The organism is Sediminibacterium sp., from assembly GCF_019264485.1.
In the GTDB taxonomy this organism is placed as follows: Bacteria; Bacteroidota; Bacteroidia; order Chitinophagales; family Chitinophagaceae; genus Sediminibacterium.
In genome coordinates, this window is sequence record NZ_JAHVAA010000003.1 from 1 (window position 1) to 17,505 (window position 17,505).

General features: G+C 41.9%; 12 protein-coding genes and 2 rRNA genes. 6 read left to right on the forward strand and 8 right to left on the reverse strand.

The window, feature by feature from the left end:
* The 3 genes from KXJ59_RS00875 to KXJ59_RS00885 all read left to right on the forward strand — a co-directional run.
* A 23S ribosomal RNA gene (locus KXJ59_RS00875) occupies nt 1–916 on the forward strand; the annotation flags it as partial.
* Nucleotides 917–985: 69 nt separating this feature from the next.
* Nucleotides 986–1,096: ribosomal RNA gene (gene rrf, locus KXJ59_RS00880) — 5S ribosomal RNA — on the forward strand.
* Nucleotides 1,097–1,419: 323 nt separating this feature from the next.
* Nucleotides 1,420–2,697 (forward strand): HAMP domain-containing sensor histidine kinase, encoded by a 1,278-nt coding sequence (locus tag KXJ59_RS00885; RefSeq protein WP_295200096.1) that lies wholly within the window; start codon nt 1,420–1,422, stop codon nt 2,695–2,697.
* 13 nt (nt 2,698–2,710) lie between these two features.
* On the opposite strand, the gene KXJ59_RS00890 is transcribed toward KXJ59_RS00885, so the two are convergent.
* The 6 genes from KXJ59_RS00890 to KXJ59_RS00915 form a co-directional block, all read right to left on the reverse strand.
* Nucleotides 2,711–3,595, reverse strand: coding sequence for an aldo/keto reductase (locus KXJ59_RS00890; protein WP_295200098.1), 885 nt, complete (start codon nt 3,593–3,595; stop codon nt 2,711–2,713).
* A gap of 108 nt (nt 3,596–3,703) precedes the next feature.
* Nucleotides 3,704–4,102: an RNA-binding protein gene (locus KXJ59_RS00895; protein ID WP_295200100.1), complete on the reverse strand. Its 399-nt coding sequence runs from the start codon at nt 4,100–4,102 to the stop codon at nt 3,704–3,706.
* A gap of 264 nt (nt 4,103–4,366) precedes the next feature.
* A complete protein-coding gene (gene rplI, locus KXJ59_RS00900; RefSeq protein ID WP_295200102.1) occupies nt 4,367–4,813 on the reverse strand; it encodes a 50S ribosomal protein L9 in 447 nt (148 codons plus the stop codon).
* Nucleotides 4,814–4,965: 152 nt separating this feature from the next.
* Nucleotides 4,966–5,229: a 30S ribosomal protein S18 gene (gene rpsR / locus KXJ59_RS00905; protein ID WP_295200105.1), complete on the reverse strand. Its 264-nt coding sequence runs from the start codon at nt 5,227–5,229 to the stop codon at nt 4,966–4,968.
* Nucleotides 5,230–5,231: 2 nt separating this feature from the next.
* Nucleotides 5,232–5,585, reverse strand: a complete 354-nt coding sequence (gene rpsF / locus KXJ59_RS00910; RefSeq protein ID WP_295200107.1) for a 30S ribosomal protein S6 — start codon at nt 5,583–5,585, stop codon at nt 5,232–5,234.
* A 230-nt stretch (nt 5,586–5,815) separates the two neighbouring features.
* Nucleotides 5,816–6,865 (reverse strand): endonuclease/exonuclease/phosphatase, encoded by a 1,050-nt coding sequence (locus tag KXJ59_RS00915; protein WP_295200109.1) that lies wholly within the window; start codon nt 6,863–6,865, stop codon nt 5,816–5,818.
* Nucleotides 6,866–6,984: 119 nt separating this feature from the next.
* On the opposite strand from KXJ59_RS00915, the gene KXJ59_RS00920 reads away from it, so the two are divergent.
* On the forward strand, nt 6,985–9,537 hold the full coding sequence (locus tag KXJ59_RS00920; protein WP_295200112.1) for a hypothetical protein: 2,553 nt from the start codon (nt 6,985–6,987) through the stop codon (nt 9,535–9,537).
* 10 nt (nt 9,538–9,547) lie between these two features.
* Nucleotides 9,548–10,891, forward strand: a complete 1,344-nt coding sequence (locus KXJ59_RS00925) for a DUF5689 domain-containing protein (protein WP_295200115.1) — start codon at nt 9,548–9,550, stop codon at nt 10,889–10,891.
* A gap of 55 nt (nt 10,892–10,946) precedes the next feature.
* On the opposite strand, the gene KXJ59_RS00930 is transcribed toward KXJ59_RS00925, so the two are convergent.
* Entirely contained in the window at nt 10,947–12,263 is a 1,317-nt protein-coding gene (locus tag KXJ59_RS00930) for a T9SS type A sorting domain-containing protein (RefSeq protein WP_295200118.1), read from the reverse strand.
* Between KXJ59_RS00930 and KXJ59_RS00935 the strand changes: the two genes are divergently transcribed.
* Nucleotides 12,244–12,468 (forward strand): hypothetical protein, encoded by a 225-nt coding sequence (locus KXJ59_RS00935; RefSeq protein ID WP_295200121.1) that lies wholly within the window; start codon nt 12,244–12,246, stop codon nt 12,466–12,468. The genes KXJ59_RS00930 and KXJ59_RS00935 overlap by 20 nt on opposite strands.
* A 68-nt stretch (nt 12,469–12,536) precedes the next feature.
* Here KXJ59_RS00935 and KXJ59_RS00940 read toward each other — a convergent pair whose 3' ends face one another.
* Entirely contained in the window at nt 12,537–17,489 is a 4,953-nt protein-coding gene (locus KXJ59_RS00940) for a cadherin-like beta sandwich domain-containing protein (RefSeq protein ID WP_295200123.1), read from the reverse strand.
* Nucleotides 17,490–17,505 lie beyond the last annotated feature (16 nt).

Sequence of the window (17,505 nt, forward strand, 5' to 3'; positions counted from 1 at the left end):
ACCTGCACGAATGGTCTAATGAGTTGAACACTGTCTCCTCCACGAGCCCGGTGAAATTGTAGTATCGGTGAAGATGCCGGTTACCCGCCACGGGACGGAAAGACCCCGTGAACCTTCACTACAACTTTGCATTGATTTTGAGCAACAAATGTGTAGGATAGTTGGGAGACTTTGAAGCAGTGTCGCCAGGCATTGTGGAGTCATCGTTGAAATACCAACCTTTTGTTGCTTAGAACCTAACCCTGAACAAGGGGACATTGCATGGTGGGTAGTTTGACTGGGGTGGTCGCCTCCTAAAAAGTAACGGAGGCTCGCAAAGGTACCCTCAGTACGGTTGGTAATCGTACGTAGAGCGCATTAGTAAAAGGGTGCTTGACAGTGAGACAAACACGTCGAGCTGGAGCGAAAGCTGGCTAAAGTGATCCGGTGGTTCTGCATGGAAGGGCCATCGCTCAAAGGATAAAAGGTACTCCGGGGATAACAGGCTGATCTTACCCAAGAGCTCATATCGACGGTAAGGTTTGGCACCTCGATGTCGGTTCGTCACATCCTGGGGCTGGAGAAGGTCCCAAGGGTTCGGCTGTTCGCCGATTAAAGTGGCACGTGAACTGGGTTCAGAACGTCGCAAGACAGTTCGGTCCCTATCTGTGGTGGGCGCTAGTAAATTGAGTGGACATGACCTTAGTACGAGAGGACCGGGTCGTACGTGCCGCTGGTGTATCTGTTGTGCCGCCAGGTGCAATGCAGAGTAGCTATGCACGGACAGGATAAACGCTGAAAGCATCTAAGCGTGAAACCTTCCACAAGATGAGTTTACTTTTAAGGGTCGTCAAAGACTATGACGTTGATAGGCTATAGGTGTAAAGCTGGTAACAGCAAAGCCAAGTAGTACTAATTGCCCGTAAGCTTTATTTTTTTTCTTGTTATTACTTCCTTCCCAATATGTAAATTATTGTCACTGGTTTATTACCATGATTTAAAATCTTATGGTGGTTTTGCCGGGGGTGTTCACCTCTTCCCATTCCGAACAGAGAAGTTAAGTCCCCCATGGCCGATGGTACTTGCATTTTGCTGGGAGAGTAGGTAGCTGCCATATTTATTGAAGCCTCACTGTTTATTCAGTGAGGCTTTTTTGTTTCATATATCAACATAAATGATCAAGGGAACAAGGCGTCAAAAAAACAGATTGTCAAGATATTTGTGAACGTTTCGGCTCCATAACTGTGTATGGGTTGAAATTAAAAAAGTGGAGTTGATAACCCCGTTTTTTGCTATTTACACAGTTTTTGAGATAGTGTGTTTTTTCAACTACTCCTCCTGTCCCTTGTTTCTTGCTTCTTTCTTACCCATCTTATTTCCTCATTACACTTTTATTGTTGCTAATTTCATTACTTTACAGTCTGCCCCTATATATATCCAATGACCCAGGAAAAGAAACTCAACCTTTTTCAGAAATTTTTACGCACAGGTGTACATGATGATACCTCTTTTATTGAAATACAGAGGGCATACATGTTTAACCTTTTTATTCTCATTGGGTCTCCCTTTGCCATTCTATCCCTTATTATTAACCTTACCCATTCGGCCTATCTCCCTGCAGTCGTAAACATGGCACAGCTAATTAGTTTTAGTATTGCGCTTTGGGTATCTCTTAAGGGTAGGTACAAAGAGTTAAGGGTGTTTGTATTGATATCTCTTACCGTTCTATCAATGATCGCTTCCTATATTTATCATAACTCAGGTGAATACCGTTTCCTGTTGATGATTTTAGCGGCCATCATTCTTTTCGATAAAGACTGGCATTACCTGCTCTATGCAATGAGTACCGCAGCTGTTTTTGTTCTGCTCCGCCTGTCATATACCCCGAACCTGGAACAATTACCCATACCGGAAATTATTGCTACCTGCCTAAAAATGTTTCTGCCATTACTTCTTTTCATACTGGCATTACTGTATTTCAAAACCATCTATTTTAAAAACCTGTACCAGCTGGAGAGCACCAATATGGAACTAAGGTTTGCAAAAGATGAAAAAGAAAGAATTCTGGGAACCGTTGCTCACGACCTGCGAACACCTATTTCTAATATCTCAGGTATCACTAAACTAATGCAGGCCGAAGAACTTCCAAAAGAGGAACAACAGAAACTTTTTGCACTCATCGATCATGCATCGCACAGTGCCCTTATGCTTATTAACGACCTACTTCAGCACAATGAAAATAACAGTGCAGATGGACAGTTGAAAACAGTAGAACTAAATCAGCAACTAACTGAGTGGTATCCTTCATTTGAGTTTCGTGCAAGACAAAAAAAAATAAGGGTCAATGTGCAATATTGTGCAGAGGATTTACCTGTAACTATTGATACCGATCGTATTGAAAGGGTGTTGGGCAACCTGGTTATGAATGCCATTAAATTCAGCCCTGAGCATTCACAGATTATAGTAATAACCAGAAAAGAACCCAATTTTGCACTTATCACTGTAACCGATCATGGTATTGGAATACCACATGAAAAACAGGACAGTATTTTTGATTTATTTGGCCATGGAAAAAGGAGTGGTACGGCAGGGGAAAAAGGATTTGGTATGGGACTGTCTATTTGTAAACAGATTGTGGAACAGCACAAGGGGAAAATAACCGTCGAAAGTGAAGAAGGAGAAGGCACTGTTTTTTCTGTAAGACTGCCCTTGGTCTGATATAACTTAACAATCAAGCCACTTCTTCACCAGTAGAGGCAGCTAATAATTTAAACCAGTCTTCTCTTTCCAGTAATATACCTGCTGCATTTTTAGCCTGTATAAGCCGTTCAATTTTAGTAGTACCAATAACGGGTAAAATACCCGAAGGATGGCGGTGCAACCAGGCTAATAGAATTTCATTCACTCCGGTCTCATATTTTTCTGCCAATAAGGTAGCTGTACTTACTATACTTCTGAATCTTGGATGACTATCGTCATTCAGTATTCCTCCGCCAAGCGGGGCCCATGCCATGGGCACAATCTGGTATTGCATACAATGATCGAGCATACCATTGGTAAAAGGGGGCAGGTGAAGAATGGAAATCTCAAGCTGGTTATATTCTATTCTGGTATATTTCAGTAATGTTTCTACCTGGTGAGGATGGAAATTAGATACACCAAACTGCAGAATTTTACCCTGCTGCTTTAAAAGTTCAATCGCTCCGGCAACTTCTACCGGGTTCATTAATGGATCTGGGCGATGTATAAGTAGAAGATCCAGGTGATCGGTTCCAAAATGTTCTAACGATTGTTCTACAGAACTGATGATATGCTGAGCAGATGTATTGTAAGATTTTACCTGGTGGGCGGGTCTGTTCTCTGTAAGCATCTGTATACCACATTTACTGATGATGCGCAGATGAGCTCTTAACGAAGGAGCTTCTTTTAAGGCGGCACCAAATTCTGCTTCTGTGGTATAATCGCCATATATATCGGCATGGTCGAAAGCTGTGATACCATTTTCGAGACAGTCTTCAATCATTTGCCGGTATTCTGCTGTTGAAAAACCGGCACCCCATTTCCCCCAACGCATACAACCTGCAACAGGGGCTTTTATAACAGATGCTGTATTCATTGCTCCAAATTAAAGAATTGGCAACAATTGACAATAGTAAGTTCAGCACATAAAAAAACCCCGACGAGTTAAACTGCCGGGGTTTCAAGATTGTGTAGTTGTAGTAGATTAATACCTGTTGTATCCACCACCACCGCCGTTACCACGATCGCGGTTGTATCCGCCACCGCCGCCACCACGGTTTCCGCCACCACCACCAAATCCGCCACGGCCACCGCCGCCGCCGAAGCTCTTCTTTTTGAAGCCGCCTCTTTCACCTTCAGGGCGTGGGGTAGATTCGTTTACCACGATCTTACGACCCAACACTTCTGTGTCGTGCAGGGCGCTGATTGCGGTACGGGCTGCCTCATCATCAGACATTTCAACGAAACCGAAACCTTTGCTGCGGTCGTTATTGAATTTGTCGGTAACAATTTTGGCGCTCGTTACTTCACCATAGGGAGTAAACAGGTTCTGCAGATCGTCACTGGTCATGTTCCAGTTCAGATTTCCAACGTAAATGTTCATGTTCTTTTTAAAAATTAAGTGATCAAAAACCAATGAGAAACCAGTAACCAAAAACCCTGAAACATTTACGTAAAAACGTTCTGAGATATGGAAGACCTTTCATTGGACTATCGAAGATAGGGAATTTGGGGGATTGACAAGTTTTTTTCACCCCGGGGATTTTTTAGGTCAAAAACAGTAAAAAATACCGATTTATCGGTATAAAAAACCCCGATTTCCACCATGAAATGGAAATCGGGGTTGGAAAAACTTGTTCCAGGACGATTATTCGCCTACAACTTCAAAATCAATCTCAGTAACATGGCCGTTACCAAAATCTATGGAAGCTTTATAAGCACCCAGTTCCTTTACATCATCCACAATACTGATACGCTTACGGTCGATCTCATAACCTTTCTGGTCACGGATAGCACGGGCGATCTGCAGAGAAGTAATGGTTCCGAATATTTTACCACTCGTACCGGTTTTGGCACCCAGTTTTACAGGAGCTGCTTTCAACACATCGATCACTTTATTGATCTCAGCGAGCATAGCTGCTTCTTTCTTCGACTGTACTTTCAAACGCTCTTCCAGTTGTTTGAGGTTAGAAGGGTTTGCTTCTACAGCGAATTTCTGTGGGATCAGAAAATTCCTGGCATAACCGTTTTTAACGTTTACCAGTTCATGACGACCACCCAGGTTGTCTACGTCCTGAATTAAAATTACTTGCATGATTGTTTGTTTAGTTCCCAAGAGCCCAGTCTTGCCTGAGGCCAGACTGTCTCCCGATCTTGCCGGGATTAGGGAAGGTGACTAATTAATGATAATTCAAAAACCAAAATTCAAAAGTCAGAAAATGTTTTTTGGCTTTTGAATTTTGATTTTTATTTCAAAAGATCTGTTACATATGGTAAAAGCCCCATCTGGCGAGCTTTTTTAACTGCATCAGATACTTTACGCTGGTATTTCAGCGAGTTCCCGCTCAAACGGCGTGGTAATAATTTACCCTGCTCATTGATGAATTTTTTCAGGAAATCGATGTCTTTGTAGTCAACGTATTTAATGCCATATTTTTTGAAGCGACAGAATTTTTTCTTTGGCTTCTCCTGTTTGATAGCGGTCAGGTATTTTATTTCATTCTTTGCCATGATTAACCCTCCGTTTTTTCAGTTACAGCAAATCCGCCATTTCTTTTTCTGTAGTTATACTCGACGGCGTATTTATCGAGTTTGGTTACCATGTGACGCATTACCTGCTCGTCACGTAAAAGCTGGATCTTCAATTTTTCATTGAGATCGGTTGGTGCACTGTACTCCAGTATCCAGTAAATACCGGTTGTTTTTTTCTGGATTGGGTAAGCTAGTGATTTTAAACCCCATGGGTTACTGAATACGGTAGACCCACCATTTTCTTTGATGAAGTCTTCGTACTTCTTCTGAGAAGCTTTGAAATCTTCCTCAGACAGTACCGGAGTGAAAATCACCATCAATTCGTAATTACTCATTACCTGAATTTTTAGGTTTTTAAATTGGTTTTTCCCAGTGGATTCCCCCAACAATGCTGTCGGGAGGAAATCTGCCAATAACAGATTTGGGGCTGCAAAGGTAAGGCATTGGAGGGAAATAATGAAAGGAAAAGTCCGGGACCCCGGGACTCCGGGACTCCGGGACTCCGGGTTAATTTTGCTTTGCAAAGGTATAATCTTCGGACTTTCCGACTTCCGGTCTTCCAGACTCATTGATAATCAGCTATATGTCTCAAAAAAACCATATAAACCGGAAAATGGTCGCTATAGCCACCCCTATACCGGTTTCCTTCCCAGGTACGCATAGGGTAGCCTTTAAACCTTCCGCTGTATTCGGCCAGGTAGGGAGGATTAAAAATATGATCCCTGAAAAAATGGAAACCAGCACTGGTTTTATCGAGCCAGCTCTGAGAAAGCATGACCTGATCAAATAAACCCCAGCGATCTTTATGAGCGAGGGTACCCACTCCTTTTTGCAACCAGCTACCCCAGGGATTGAATAAATCACCCGGTTTTAATTCTTCTTTTTTTGCTTTGGCCCTCAATCCCTCCCTGATGCTTTCGTCGCCGGGGTCATCATTCATATCGCCCATCACAATCAGTTTAGCTGCAGGATTTTTTGCCTGGATCGAATCAATATGTTTTCTGCATACGCCAGCCGCCGCCATACGAGCCGGATCACTTCTTTCCTGACCACCTCTTCTGCTCGGCCAGTGACTTACATATATATGTACCGTATCTGTATGCAGTAGACCTTTACAGTATAAAATGTCTCTTGTAAAATATCCATCTTTACTATTGCTCGGTAAAGCCACAAATAATTTCTGTGCTTCAATCGGAATAAAATAGGCAGGGTTATAAATCAAAGCAACATCAACACCTCTTGCATCTTTCGATGAAGCATGTACAATATGATAATTCCTTTTCTGCAATACCGGATGCTGAACAAGAAACTGAAGTACGGTATCGTTTTCAATTTCAGCTACACCTAATATGCTCAAACCATTGTCTGTATAAGTAGTACCTATTTCACTAATCACTTTAGCTAATTTAGTTAGCTTGTCTTTAAAAATAGCAGTACCATATTTTTTCACACCAGTTGGGGTGAAATCATCATCATTGATCAATGGGTTGTCGATGGTGTCGTACAAATTCTCAAGGTTGTAAAAACCAATCACCGCTACCTGATATCTCTTTACTTGTGACGAAGCGCTTAGAGAGAATTGTAGTACGCTCAGAATGAAGAGTAGTTTTTTCATGATAAAAGTTGAGTATTTATTACGCTAAATACATTTTTTCATGACCGTATTTCCCGCAAAAATGATCACTGGTAGTACAATTTGTTTTTGCACTTTCTATTTTGGAAGAAATGATTTGTATGATCCGGTTTATTTTTTTTGTAGCCCATTTAGCATTTTGTTTAGAAGTAGCCGCCTCTCCATGCAAAACGGATACACTTCCATCGAAATACGATAGCAGTTTACTACAGCTTTTACTCAGTCAGGAATCGGTAGAAGCAGATGCTATATTGATGAATGAACAGGAAAGAGGTACAACATCGGCTATTGTATCGGCATTATATGGTGAGAAAGATGTATTCCTGCAAATGGCCTCATTTCAGTTCAGCGCTATGCGTTACAGGTATCGAGGGTATGATGCATCTCTTTCAGGAGCACTCATTAATGGTTTATGGTTTAACGATCTTCAACAGGGTAATCCCGCATGGTCATTATGGAATGGTCTTTCACCAGTAATGAGAAGCAGTATTGATTTTGCGGCTCATCGTTTCCAGGATAACTGGTTGGGCGATGCAGGCATTACTACCAGTAACGATTTGCGGACACTTGCACAACGAAAACAGTTGCAGTGGGGTTATGCAAGATCCAATCGCAGCTACACCAACAGGTATCATTTTTCTTATGCTACAGAAACCAATAAAAAAGGCTGGTCATGGGCAGCATCAGCAAATATTCGGATGGCTACAGAAGGCTACAGAACAGGATGCGAATACCAGTCAGGAGCCTACTATGCAGCCATCGATAAACAACTCAGAAAAGCAGGCTTATTATCACTCATCATTTTTGGCTCCATCCAACAATATGGAAAACAGGCTGCGGTAACTGCACCGGTAACAGATTTATTGGGTATCAGGTATAATCCCAATTGGGGCTACCAACAAGGCCGGAAACGAAATGCTGCATTAACGGCTCAGCACATGCCTGTTGCTATTCTTTCTTATGAATGGAACCCTGATAACCAGTCGGCATGGATTACCAGTATTGGTGCGGTAATGGGAACAAGAACAGATACAGGATTAGATTGGTACCAGGCTGCAGATCCGCGACCGGATTATTATCGCTACCTGCCGGCACACCAAACAGATAGTTTATTACGCAATCAGGTAACTGATATGTTGTTAGGGAATAAAGAGCTGCAACAGATTAACTGGCAACAACTATATGCCATCAATAGTAACTCTTTTGAACGGATTGATGATGTAAACGGCACAGGTGAATCCATATCAGGGAAAAGAGCACATTATTTATTGGAACAAAGAGTAATAAATACAAAAAGATGGTTGCTGAGTAGTCATTATCAGGCAAGATGGAAAAATAATATGAGCATAGCTGCAGGATTTCAATTCAGTTACCAGCAAAATCATCAGTATAAAACAGTGTATGATTTATTGGGTGCAGATTTTCATGTTAACTGGAACCAGTTTGCAGAAAATGATTTTCCTGCAAATCAGCAGGCTCTTCAATTTGATATCGATCAACCCAATCGCATACTTCGTAAAGGCGACCGATATGGGTATGATTACCTCTCAACCGTTGTATTAACCAGCCTATGGACACAAACAGAATATGTTACAAAGAAAATTGATTATCTACTTGGTTTTCGTTTTTCAAAAACGGAGTTTAACCGGAAAGGGTTGGTTCGTAACGGTCTTTTCCCACGACATTCAAAAGGAGCGTCGGTAGCCAGTCATTTTTTTGATCCTACGCTAAAAATAGGCCTTAGGTTCAAACTGCATGCAAAACATACGCTTGGTTTTTTAGTTCATACACAAACCAAAGCGCCTTTGTTTGACAATGTATATATCGCCCCGCGTATGCGTGATACCAGACAGGAACAAGTAATGAGTGAAACAATATTTAGTGTTGAAATGATGTATCAGTTACTATTACACAAGTTAAAAGCCAGGATAAGTCTTTACCATACTATTTCGCGAAATGGTATGAATGTGCTTACGTTTTATCATGACGGGTATAGAAATTTTGTGAACTATGCCATTCGCAATATAAACCGCCAATACGCAGGTATTGAATCGGCCATTTCCTGGGAATTGAATGAACGATGGGAGCTGAGCCTGGCTTTTGCAAAAGGGTTACACAGCTACACGAGCAGACAGGCAGTAACGGTAAGCCTGGATAACAATGAGGCCTTGCTGGATAAAATGGAAGTGTATGCTAAAAATTTCAGAATAGGAGGTTCCCCACAACAAGTAGCTGGTACAGGTATACGCTACCGTACAGCAAAAAGTTTTTTTCTTCAGGTGAATACGAATTTTTTTAATGAGCAGTGGCTTGAGTTTAATCCTGTACGCAGAACTTATGAAGCACTCGAAGGCATTCAAAAAGGAAGCGAGCAATGGTATAAGATTATTAACCAGGAACGGCTGCCTTCCGCCATGCTCCTGAATGTGTTTATAGGAAAAGGTTTCTCTATCCGTAATGTGTATAACAAAAAACCACTAAGGTTTTTCTGTACAGCAGGTATCAATAACCTGCTGAATGAGCAACGCATAATTACAGGAGGCTATGAACAACTCCGTTTCGATCAGGAAACAAAGGACCCGGACCGCTTCCCTCCCAAATTATTTTATGGATACGGGTTGAATTATGCCCTGTCTGTTTCACTTAGTTTTTAAATAATTAACTATGAAAATAAGAAACTGTTTTTATCTGCTGCTCTCTGTGCCCCTGTTAACAGGTATAACCAATTGTCATAAGCCATTTGATGAACCGCCTGCATATCATGGACCGATGATCAGTTCAAATACAAGTATTGCAGAACTAAAGCGGCTACACCTGCTTAATAATTTTGAAAAAATAATGGATGACCTGGTGATTGAAGGAATCGTAATAGCCAACGACCAGACCGATAATTTTTATAAGTCGATTGTTGTACAGGATAGTACGGGAGGCATCACTATCCGGTTAGATGGTTATTCTCTTTTTAATGTGTACCCGGTTGGTAGAAAAATATTTGTGAGACTGAAAGGTTTATGGATGGGCGATTATGCAGGTATGATTCAATTGGGTGCTGGTGTTGATCGTTCTGATCCATTATCACCACAATTGTCTTCCATACCACAGCCATTATTCGACAGGGTACTAATTAAAGGACCAATGCAACAAAAACTGGTCCCCAAAAAACTTGCTATAAGTGAATTGGCCGATAGTCTGCAAAGTACACTGATTACATTAATCAATGTAGAGTTTGCCAGTTCCGATACGGGAAAACCTTATGCAGACGCGATTAATAAACAGGCAGTGAGTCATACAATGAGAACCTGTGGCATTGGTACTGTATATGTACGAACAGGAGGTTTTGCTCGTTTTGCATCTGCATTAACAGCAAGAGGAAATGGTGAAATAACGGGCGTGTATAGTATTTTCAGAACACAGAAACAATTATTGCTCAGAGATACCAATGATGTAAAACTGGATGGGTTAAGGTGCACACAAACCGGTCCTAAGCAAATGTTTGCAGAAGATTTTACAGGTCAGCAAACAGATAGCAGCATACACTTAACTGATTGGAAAAATATTCCTGAAACCGGCGATCGTTATTTCCTCGCGAAAACTTCGGCAGGAAATACTTATGCAGAAATCAGTGCGTTTGCTACAAAAGAACAGTCGGTCATCAGCTGGCTCATTCTGCCTCGTATTGATCTTGAGTACTCTTCAAATGAATTACTGCGTTTTCAAACAAGGGACGGATTTGATAATGGAGCGGTATTGCAGGTATTGTATTCCACCAATTACGACGGAGGAGCTTCGCCATGGAAGGCAAAATGGAACAAGCTGGATGCAGTTATTGCAAAAGGCGCTGTTTCAGGATATGCAAAAGATTGGGTTGCTTCGGGAGACGTGAGCTTGCATGCACTCAAAGGAAAAGTATATATCGCATTTCGTTACGAAGGAAATGACCCGCCTGCACAAGTGGCCAAACTCACTACCACTTTCAGAATTGATAATATTCAGGTATTGGGGAATTAAATAAAAACGCCCCGGTAAAACGGGGCGTTTTTATTTAATTATAAATGGAGAACCATTACCTGATTTTGATCAGTTGTACCACTTTTCTTTCTCTTCCCTGAACCAGTTCAGCATAATAAGTGCCGGGGTTCAGGCGATGTCCTACCTGAACGGTACTGTTAGCGTTCAGATTATTTCTGCTTTCAAGAGCTCGACCTGTAACATCAATAATGCGAAGTTGAACTGGTGCTTCTGTTTTACCTGAAATTTTCAGTGTAAAGAATGTACGGCTTGGGTTTGGCATTACTGTTACATTTAATAAACCGGTAGTTTCAGTAGCAGGTTTTTCTTCTGCTATGATCTTACTGCTTATTACAGGCTGGTTATTACTAGCAGCCACAGTATTAACAGTGCAATTGTTATTGTTCCATGTAATATTGCCACCCTTGCTTTCTACCTGTTCTGCAATAAACAATCCTGTCATGTAAATAGCTGAAGTATTGCTGTTCCATTTTCCATGACCCTTGTTTTCAGCAGTTACTTTCAGTTTGCCGTTTGGCATATACACGTTTGCATTTACACGTACATCTTCACCTTTCACCTGGAATTTTTCATCATCGCATTTGGTATCACCCATGTAGAAAGTTACTTTATGGTTATCAGGGTTTAGTATCACGCGATTGCCAATACTTACTTTCTTACTTACCTTAAGTTGAGTGCCGCCATTGAACCTGATATTGCTGTAGGCTGTTTTACCGCCTTCTTCAACGATCAATTCTTCAATGCTCACTGCAGCGGCAGTAAAGCGGATGTTAGCGCCTTTATCTGCTTTAATTACTCCGAAAACAGTACCATTTAGCGTAACTGTTGCATTTTCTTTGATAGTAATGTCATTATAATTACCACTTAATGTAACCGTCGTATTCTTCTGAACAGAAGTGTTTGGAAGGTTACGCGTGTTACTGGTATTATAGAACATGGTTGGTAAACTTACTGTTGCTGAACCATAAATTTTGTTCGGGATATTGATGCCCGATCCATCGAGGTCAATTCTTGGTGCTTTTACAAATGCGCCTGGGGCAGCTACAGAACTGTTTTTGTCAAAGGAAGCCTCGCCTCGTCTGTTCATTACACCTACACTACCACCAGCAACTGTATTCGATTCACCCAGTTTTACTTCTTCATAAGCAAGTATGGTATAATTGCTTACAAGGTTTTGTTTCTGATAGGTGAACGATGTGTTGTTGGCACTACTGCAACCTGCTGCATCGGTAATAGTGAGTGAGTAGGCCCCATCTCCATTGCTAAGACCAAGGTTCAGTTGGGAACCAGTGCCTACAACAGTATTGTTATAGAACCATTTGTAGCTATAGTTGCCACTGTTTCCAGACAATACAAACTGGTTACAGAAAGCATCAGGATTGCTGCTTGTAATGATTGCTGTTGGCGGAGTTGTAATTGTTACCGTGAAACTACAGGTATTGCTGTTGCCGTTTATATCTGTAACAGTTAATGTAATATTTGATACACCATTGTTGAAAACACCACTGATATTACCTCCACTTCCACTGCGAGTAGTAGCGCCTGTTATAGTGTAAACAATGCTAGCAATTCCGCAATTATCAGAAAAGCCAATTACTGGAACTGTATATTGGTTGTTGGCCGACTAACAGAATGAGAGATTGGCAGCACATGCAATTTGTGGAGCCTGGTTATCTGTTACTTGTACAATTTGAGTTGCGATACGAACATTACCGTTTACATCTGTAACCGTCCAGGTAATGGTTGTTGAGCCGGTTGGGAAAGCATCTGTTAATGGCAAACCATCGTTCCTTACTCCTGTAATGGTAGCAATACCACAATTGTCGTTTGTCTCAGGTTGAGTAATGCTGATGAATGCATCGCATCTGCCAGCCTGAGCAGACATGGATATTGCATTTACAACTACAACAGGCGGCTGGTTATCAATAACAGTTACTTCTTGTTTGGCCGTATCGGTAATATTGCCATGAATATCTGTTACTGTCCAGGTAACAATCGTAGTTCCAACCGGGAACTGTGCCGGTGCGTTATTGGTAACAGATGCAATACCACAATTGTCTGCTACTGTTGCTGAACCAAGCGAGCTAATAGTGCCATAACAAACGCCATTATCGCTTACAATACTCACTGCTGCCGGAGCCTGAATGGTTGGTTTTTGGTTGTCTGTAACCGTAATCAACTGCTCTTTAGTATTGCTATTGCCATAAGTATCAACGGCGGTCCAGGTAACTTTCGTTACGCCCACTGGGAAAGTTTGCGGTGCATCGCTGGTAATGGATACGATATTATTGAATCCGGTAACAACGGGTGTTGGTAATGTTGTTGTTATTGAGCATACACCGGCATCTGTAAAGAAGCCAAGATCGGTAACCGATATTGTTGGTTTGCTGAAATAACGCCAGTCATATTTCGTAATGATTGGGAAGTGATCTGATGTTGTACTGGCGAAACCATTAATCAGTGTGAGTACATCCCTGTAAACTTTTGCGGAGTTCTGTACATATGCAATACTCATTTCACTCGATGTAATAACGTGATCAATCATATCGGGGAAAGAAGCAGTAGAGCTATTGCCAGTTAAACTCAATGGTAATGTAACAGGCGTATAATTGGCCGCATCATTCAGGAATGAACTGTAAGAGCTTGCTGTGATGGGGGCCATCTCTGTGGTAATGGTTTTGTCGAAGTCATCATTCATATCGCCGAGTATAATAATCCGGCTGTTCGGGAAAGCAGCGTCTAATGAATCTTTCAATTCATCAGCTCCTGCTTTTCTTCGCTGGTATCCTTCAATCTTGTCGGCGGTATTACCTGTATTGGCTTTGGCATGTATTACAATAAAATCAACAACACTTGTAGCTCCGTTTAGTGTTACCTCAGCCTGCATCAGGAAGGGGAAACGACCGCTGGCCCAACTGTTATAGGCATTGCCGGAACTGGCCTGCAACAGGGGCCGGCTGCTCAGTTTCTTCACTACATCTTTATTGTAAATAAAACCAAGCTTCTGTGCGCCTGCATAATCAGGATCATTTACATCATCGGCATAGGAACCATAAGTATTTACAACATATCCATAATTTCCAGGCAAAGACTCCGCCAGATTTTTAAATCGTAAAGTATCAACAATTTCAACCAGCGCATACACATCTGCTTTCAGCGTGTTGAGCACCGTTGTTACATTTTGTTGCTGCAGATCTTTGTTGTTCGGACCCAGTCCGGCTTCGGTACTGCCAAACCATTCCAGGTTCCAGTTTACCACTTTTAAGGTTCTGAGAGAAGTGCCCGTAAAACTCATACCCTGAATGATGGTGCCGTTATTGGTAATTAAGGCATTCACCTGTCCGGAATAATTCTGGTCGGCTGCCAAAGGTCTGAAACGCGCATAAATAGTTTTACGTGTATTGGCATCAGCAGCAGGTATGGTAACAGAAGAACCAAAACTGTTGCCATCCATACTTATTTCAAATCCGGTTGGGGCAGTTACACTGATATCGTCTGATACATTATAACCTTCAACAGAGAATGTTCTGTTGGCAGAAGTTTGTCCGTTCGCTATATAATCAAAATCAATATTTCCGCCACGTATGTCAACGCCGGGTGCTGCAGGTACTGCAGAGTTCGTAACATTAAAATCGTCGAGTGTCCATCTTGCAGCGTTTAAAACAGGTGATGAAGTGTACACAAAAGCGATATATACATTCGCTGTTTTATAAGCCGACAAATCGATCTGATCGCTGGTAGTCCATACATCAGACTCTGCTTCAGCAAAGCGCCCATTAATCTCAGTCCACTGAGCGAGGTTTGGATCACCAGCTCCTGTATAGTTCGAAGATACCATGAGTTTTAAGGAAGGACCTGCAAAACGAACACGTGAAGCAAAGCTCAACAGCGGGTAATCAAACCCTGATAAATCGAAGGAGGGCGAAATGAGCCAGTCTTCATTAGTCTGGGCACCACTAACAAAACCATTGATCTGAACACCATTACCTGTTTTGCCAAATGTGGTACAACCCCATACCTGTGCACCGGTAACACTGTACTGTGTAAAGCCACCCGGCAGATTACTTACACAATCGTTGAAATTAAAACTGGTAGGAGGTGCGCCTGTACTAAAGCTCCATGTGTTGGCCGCAATCCCTGCAAAAGCGTTGCCACCCAAATCAACCAAAGCTCCTGCATCTATTGTTACGTAATAAGATTTAAATGCAGAGAGGTTGGTATTCAGACTTAACGTTTCTGCAGCAATGCTAACGGCAGGGTCATTAATAGTAAAGACCTGACTTGTGCCATTGGTTGCATTGTGTAATGTAATATTTCCTGTTCCGGGAACGATGGTTTCGTTGAATGTAACAGCAATTGAACCTGCTGGCGTAATACCTGTTGAACCTGTAGCAGGGTTATAACTGGTCACGAGCGGGGCTGTTACATCACCGGGTGTATAACCTCTCACTACCAGGTTGTCGATGCTGATTTTAGGTCTTGACCCTGTTGATCCGCCACTGCCATTATGATAATAGAAACGCAATCTGGCATTAGGGTTATTACTGAAATTAGACGGTAATGCAATACCTGCTACTGTTCCGTTAGTAGGAGCGTTATTGGTAATATTCAGCACAGCTGCTGCTGTTATTTCTGTGAAATTTACACCATCGGTACTGCTGTATATGCGAAGAGAACCTTTCCTGTCGCCGGTACTGTTGTTAACAGATGCCCAGTTAAACGCAATGGTTCCTGCATTTACACCCGTGAAATCAAGTAAGAGATCAACAGCTACTGCGGTGGTATTATCAGCAGCACCTGTTGCCAGTAAAACAAGGCTGCCGCTGCCACGTTGTACACCACCCGAAGATCCGCTACTGAAGCTATTGGTAGCTGTTGTAGTGCGAATGCCGTTTGGAATAGTTCCATTAGCATTTACAGCAACGGGGCCGAAATTAATGGCACCATTATCAGATGCAAAGCCATTTGACCAGCTGGAAATATTATCGAAATTCTGTGTATAAGCCAGTGCAGCTTGTTGTGCCATGATTACAGGCCGTGCAGTTGTAATAAATGATTGCTGCGGACCATAAGCTGTGCCGCCTGCATTGGTTACAAATGCTTTTACGTAATAAATAGTATTGGCATTTAAACCATTCAGTGGGGCACTGAAATTATTGCCCGACAAGTTATTTGCTGTAACTACTATACCTGTTCCATTGGCAAAATTATTAGTGGTACTGTATTCAAATCCGTATGCAGAAGCAGGAGAACAACCTGCATTGGTAATATCACCAGCCAGTGTTGCGGTTGTTGATCCGATATTACTGATGAGTTGTGTATTTACAGAAGCAGTGCTGTTAACACCATTACCAATCGCTGGGTAAGAAAGAGTGGTTCCACCTCCAGAGAGGTTAAAATTGTTTTGATACGACTGAACTACAACAGGTGTAAAACGAACATATACAGTAGTTGCGTTTAAAGTGCTGCCAGAATAATTGAGTTGAATGCTACTTCCAAAACTACCGTTGGCAGTTGCAGCAACACTAAATCCATCAGGTGCAGTAATGGTAACCGGACTTCCATCTAAATCAGTTCCATTAACGGTGAAAGAAGTATTGGTGGTGGTATTGATACATTGATTGCCAAAATCAAAACTTGCGGGGTTGACAATCAGTAAAGGATTGCCTGGTACTTCGCGTGTAACCTGTATACTGTAAGTTGATACAGTTATACCATCCTGTGCTGTTACCTGTATGGTAATATTGTTTACACCTGTATTTAAAGCAATTGCCTGCGAAACATTTCCGTTTGCAACTGGTAAATTGTTTACAGTAATGGCTGCCAGTACGTCTGTTGCAACAGGTGTAAGCGTAATACTATTCACTGCAGCAGGAACTGTGCTGCTGTAAGAAAAATTGTTAGATGTAAATGAAGGCGTTAAAGAACCAGCGCTTAGCGCAAGTGATGATAGCGATGATATATTGGTAGGAACGCTTGCACTAACAGAAAGTGTAAGATCATCAATACGCCAGTTGGTGGTATTGGCAGCTGGGGAACCAGTGCCGTTATAACCGTAAATCCTGAAGGTTGTAGCAGAAGAAGCACTAAAGGTTAAGCCTGTATGGCTTTTCAAACTCCATGAGCTGTTATTACTAATCGATCCCGATACAATATCAGTGGTAAAATTATCCGCACTCGATCTTATGGTATAAGCCTGGGGAGCGGTACTAGTGCTCCTTGTACCAAAACTAATTCCATTCAATGTAAAAGTATAACCATTGGCAGGAGTAAGTGTAAATTCAAAATAAGCACTACTGTTGGCCGCCAGGTTTAATGCTCCCGTCCTTGCAGCCACACCTGCATTGCCACCTGCTGAAAAACCAGGGTAGGTACTGGAAACAGATACAGTTGTTATTAGTTCGTTGGTAGTACCATTGTTATTACCCCTGCTTATATCTGAAGCGGTAATATTTGTGGTAGTTAAAGAGGGAGAAGCGGTGGTAAAGTTCCATCCGATGCTTTGTGCCTGGGTAATAAATGATATTACAACAAGGCAAAAAACGCCGAAGAAACGGCTCAGGTACAGTTTTCTCATGGATTTGAGTTTGTTT

Coding starts and splice junctions, on each gene's coding strand:
- rplI (WP_295200102.1), bottom strand. CDS start 4,813: ATGCAAGTAATTTTAATTCAGGACGTAGACAACCTGGGTGGTCGTCAT.
- rpsR (WP_295200105.1), bottom strand. CDS start 5,229: ATGGCAAAGAATGAAATAAAATACCTGACCGCTATCAAACAGGAGAAG.
- KXJ59_RS00890 (WP_295200098.1), bottom strand. CDS start 3,595: ATGAATACAGCATCTGTTATAAAAGCCCCTGTTGCAGGTTGTATGCGT.
- KXJ59_RS00895 (WP_295200100.1), bottom strand. CDS start 4,102: ATGAACATTTACGTTGGAAATCTGAACTGGAACATGACCAGTGACGAT.
- KXJ59_RS00885 (WP_295200096.1), top strand. CDS start 1,420: ATGACCCAGGAAAAGAAACTCAACCTTTTTCAGAAATTTTTACGCACA.
- KXJ59_RS00915 (WP_295200109.1), bottom strand. CDS start 6,865: ATGAAAAAACTACTCTTCATTCTGAGCGTACTACAATTCTCTCTAAGC.
- KXJ59_RS00925 (WP_295200115.1), top strand. CDS start 9,548: ATGAAAATAAGAAACTGTTTTTATCTGCTGCTCTCTGTGCCCCTGTTA.
- rpsF (WP_295200107.1), bottom strand. CDS start 5,585: ATGAGTAATTACGAATTGATGGTGATTTTCACTCCGGTACTGTCTGAG.
- KXJ59_RS00940 (WP_295200123.1), bottom strand. CDS start 17,489: ATGAGAAAACTGTACCTGAGCCGTTTCTTCGGCGTTTTTTGCCTTGTT.
- KXJ59_RS00920 (WP_295200112.1), top strand. CDS start 6,985: ATGATCCGGTTTATTTTTTTTGTAGCCCATTTAGCATTTTGTTTAGAA.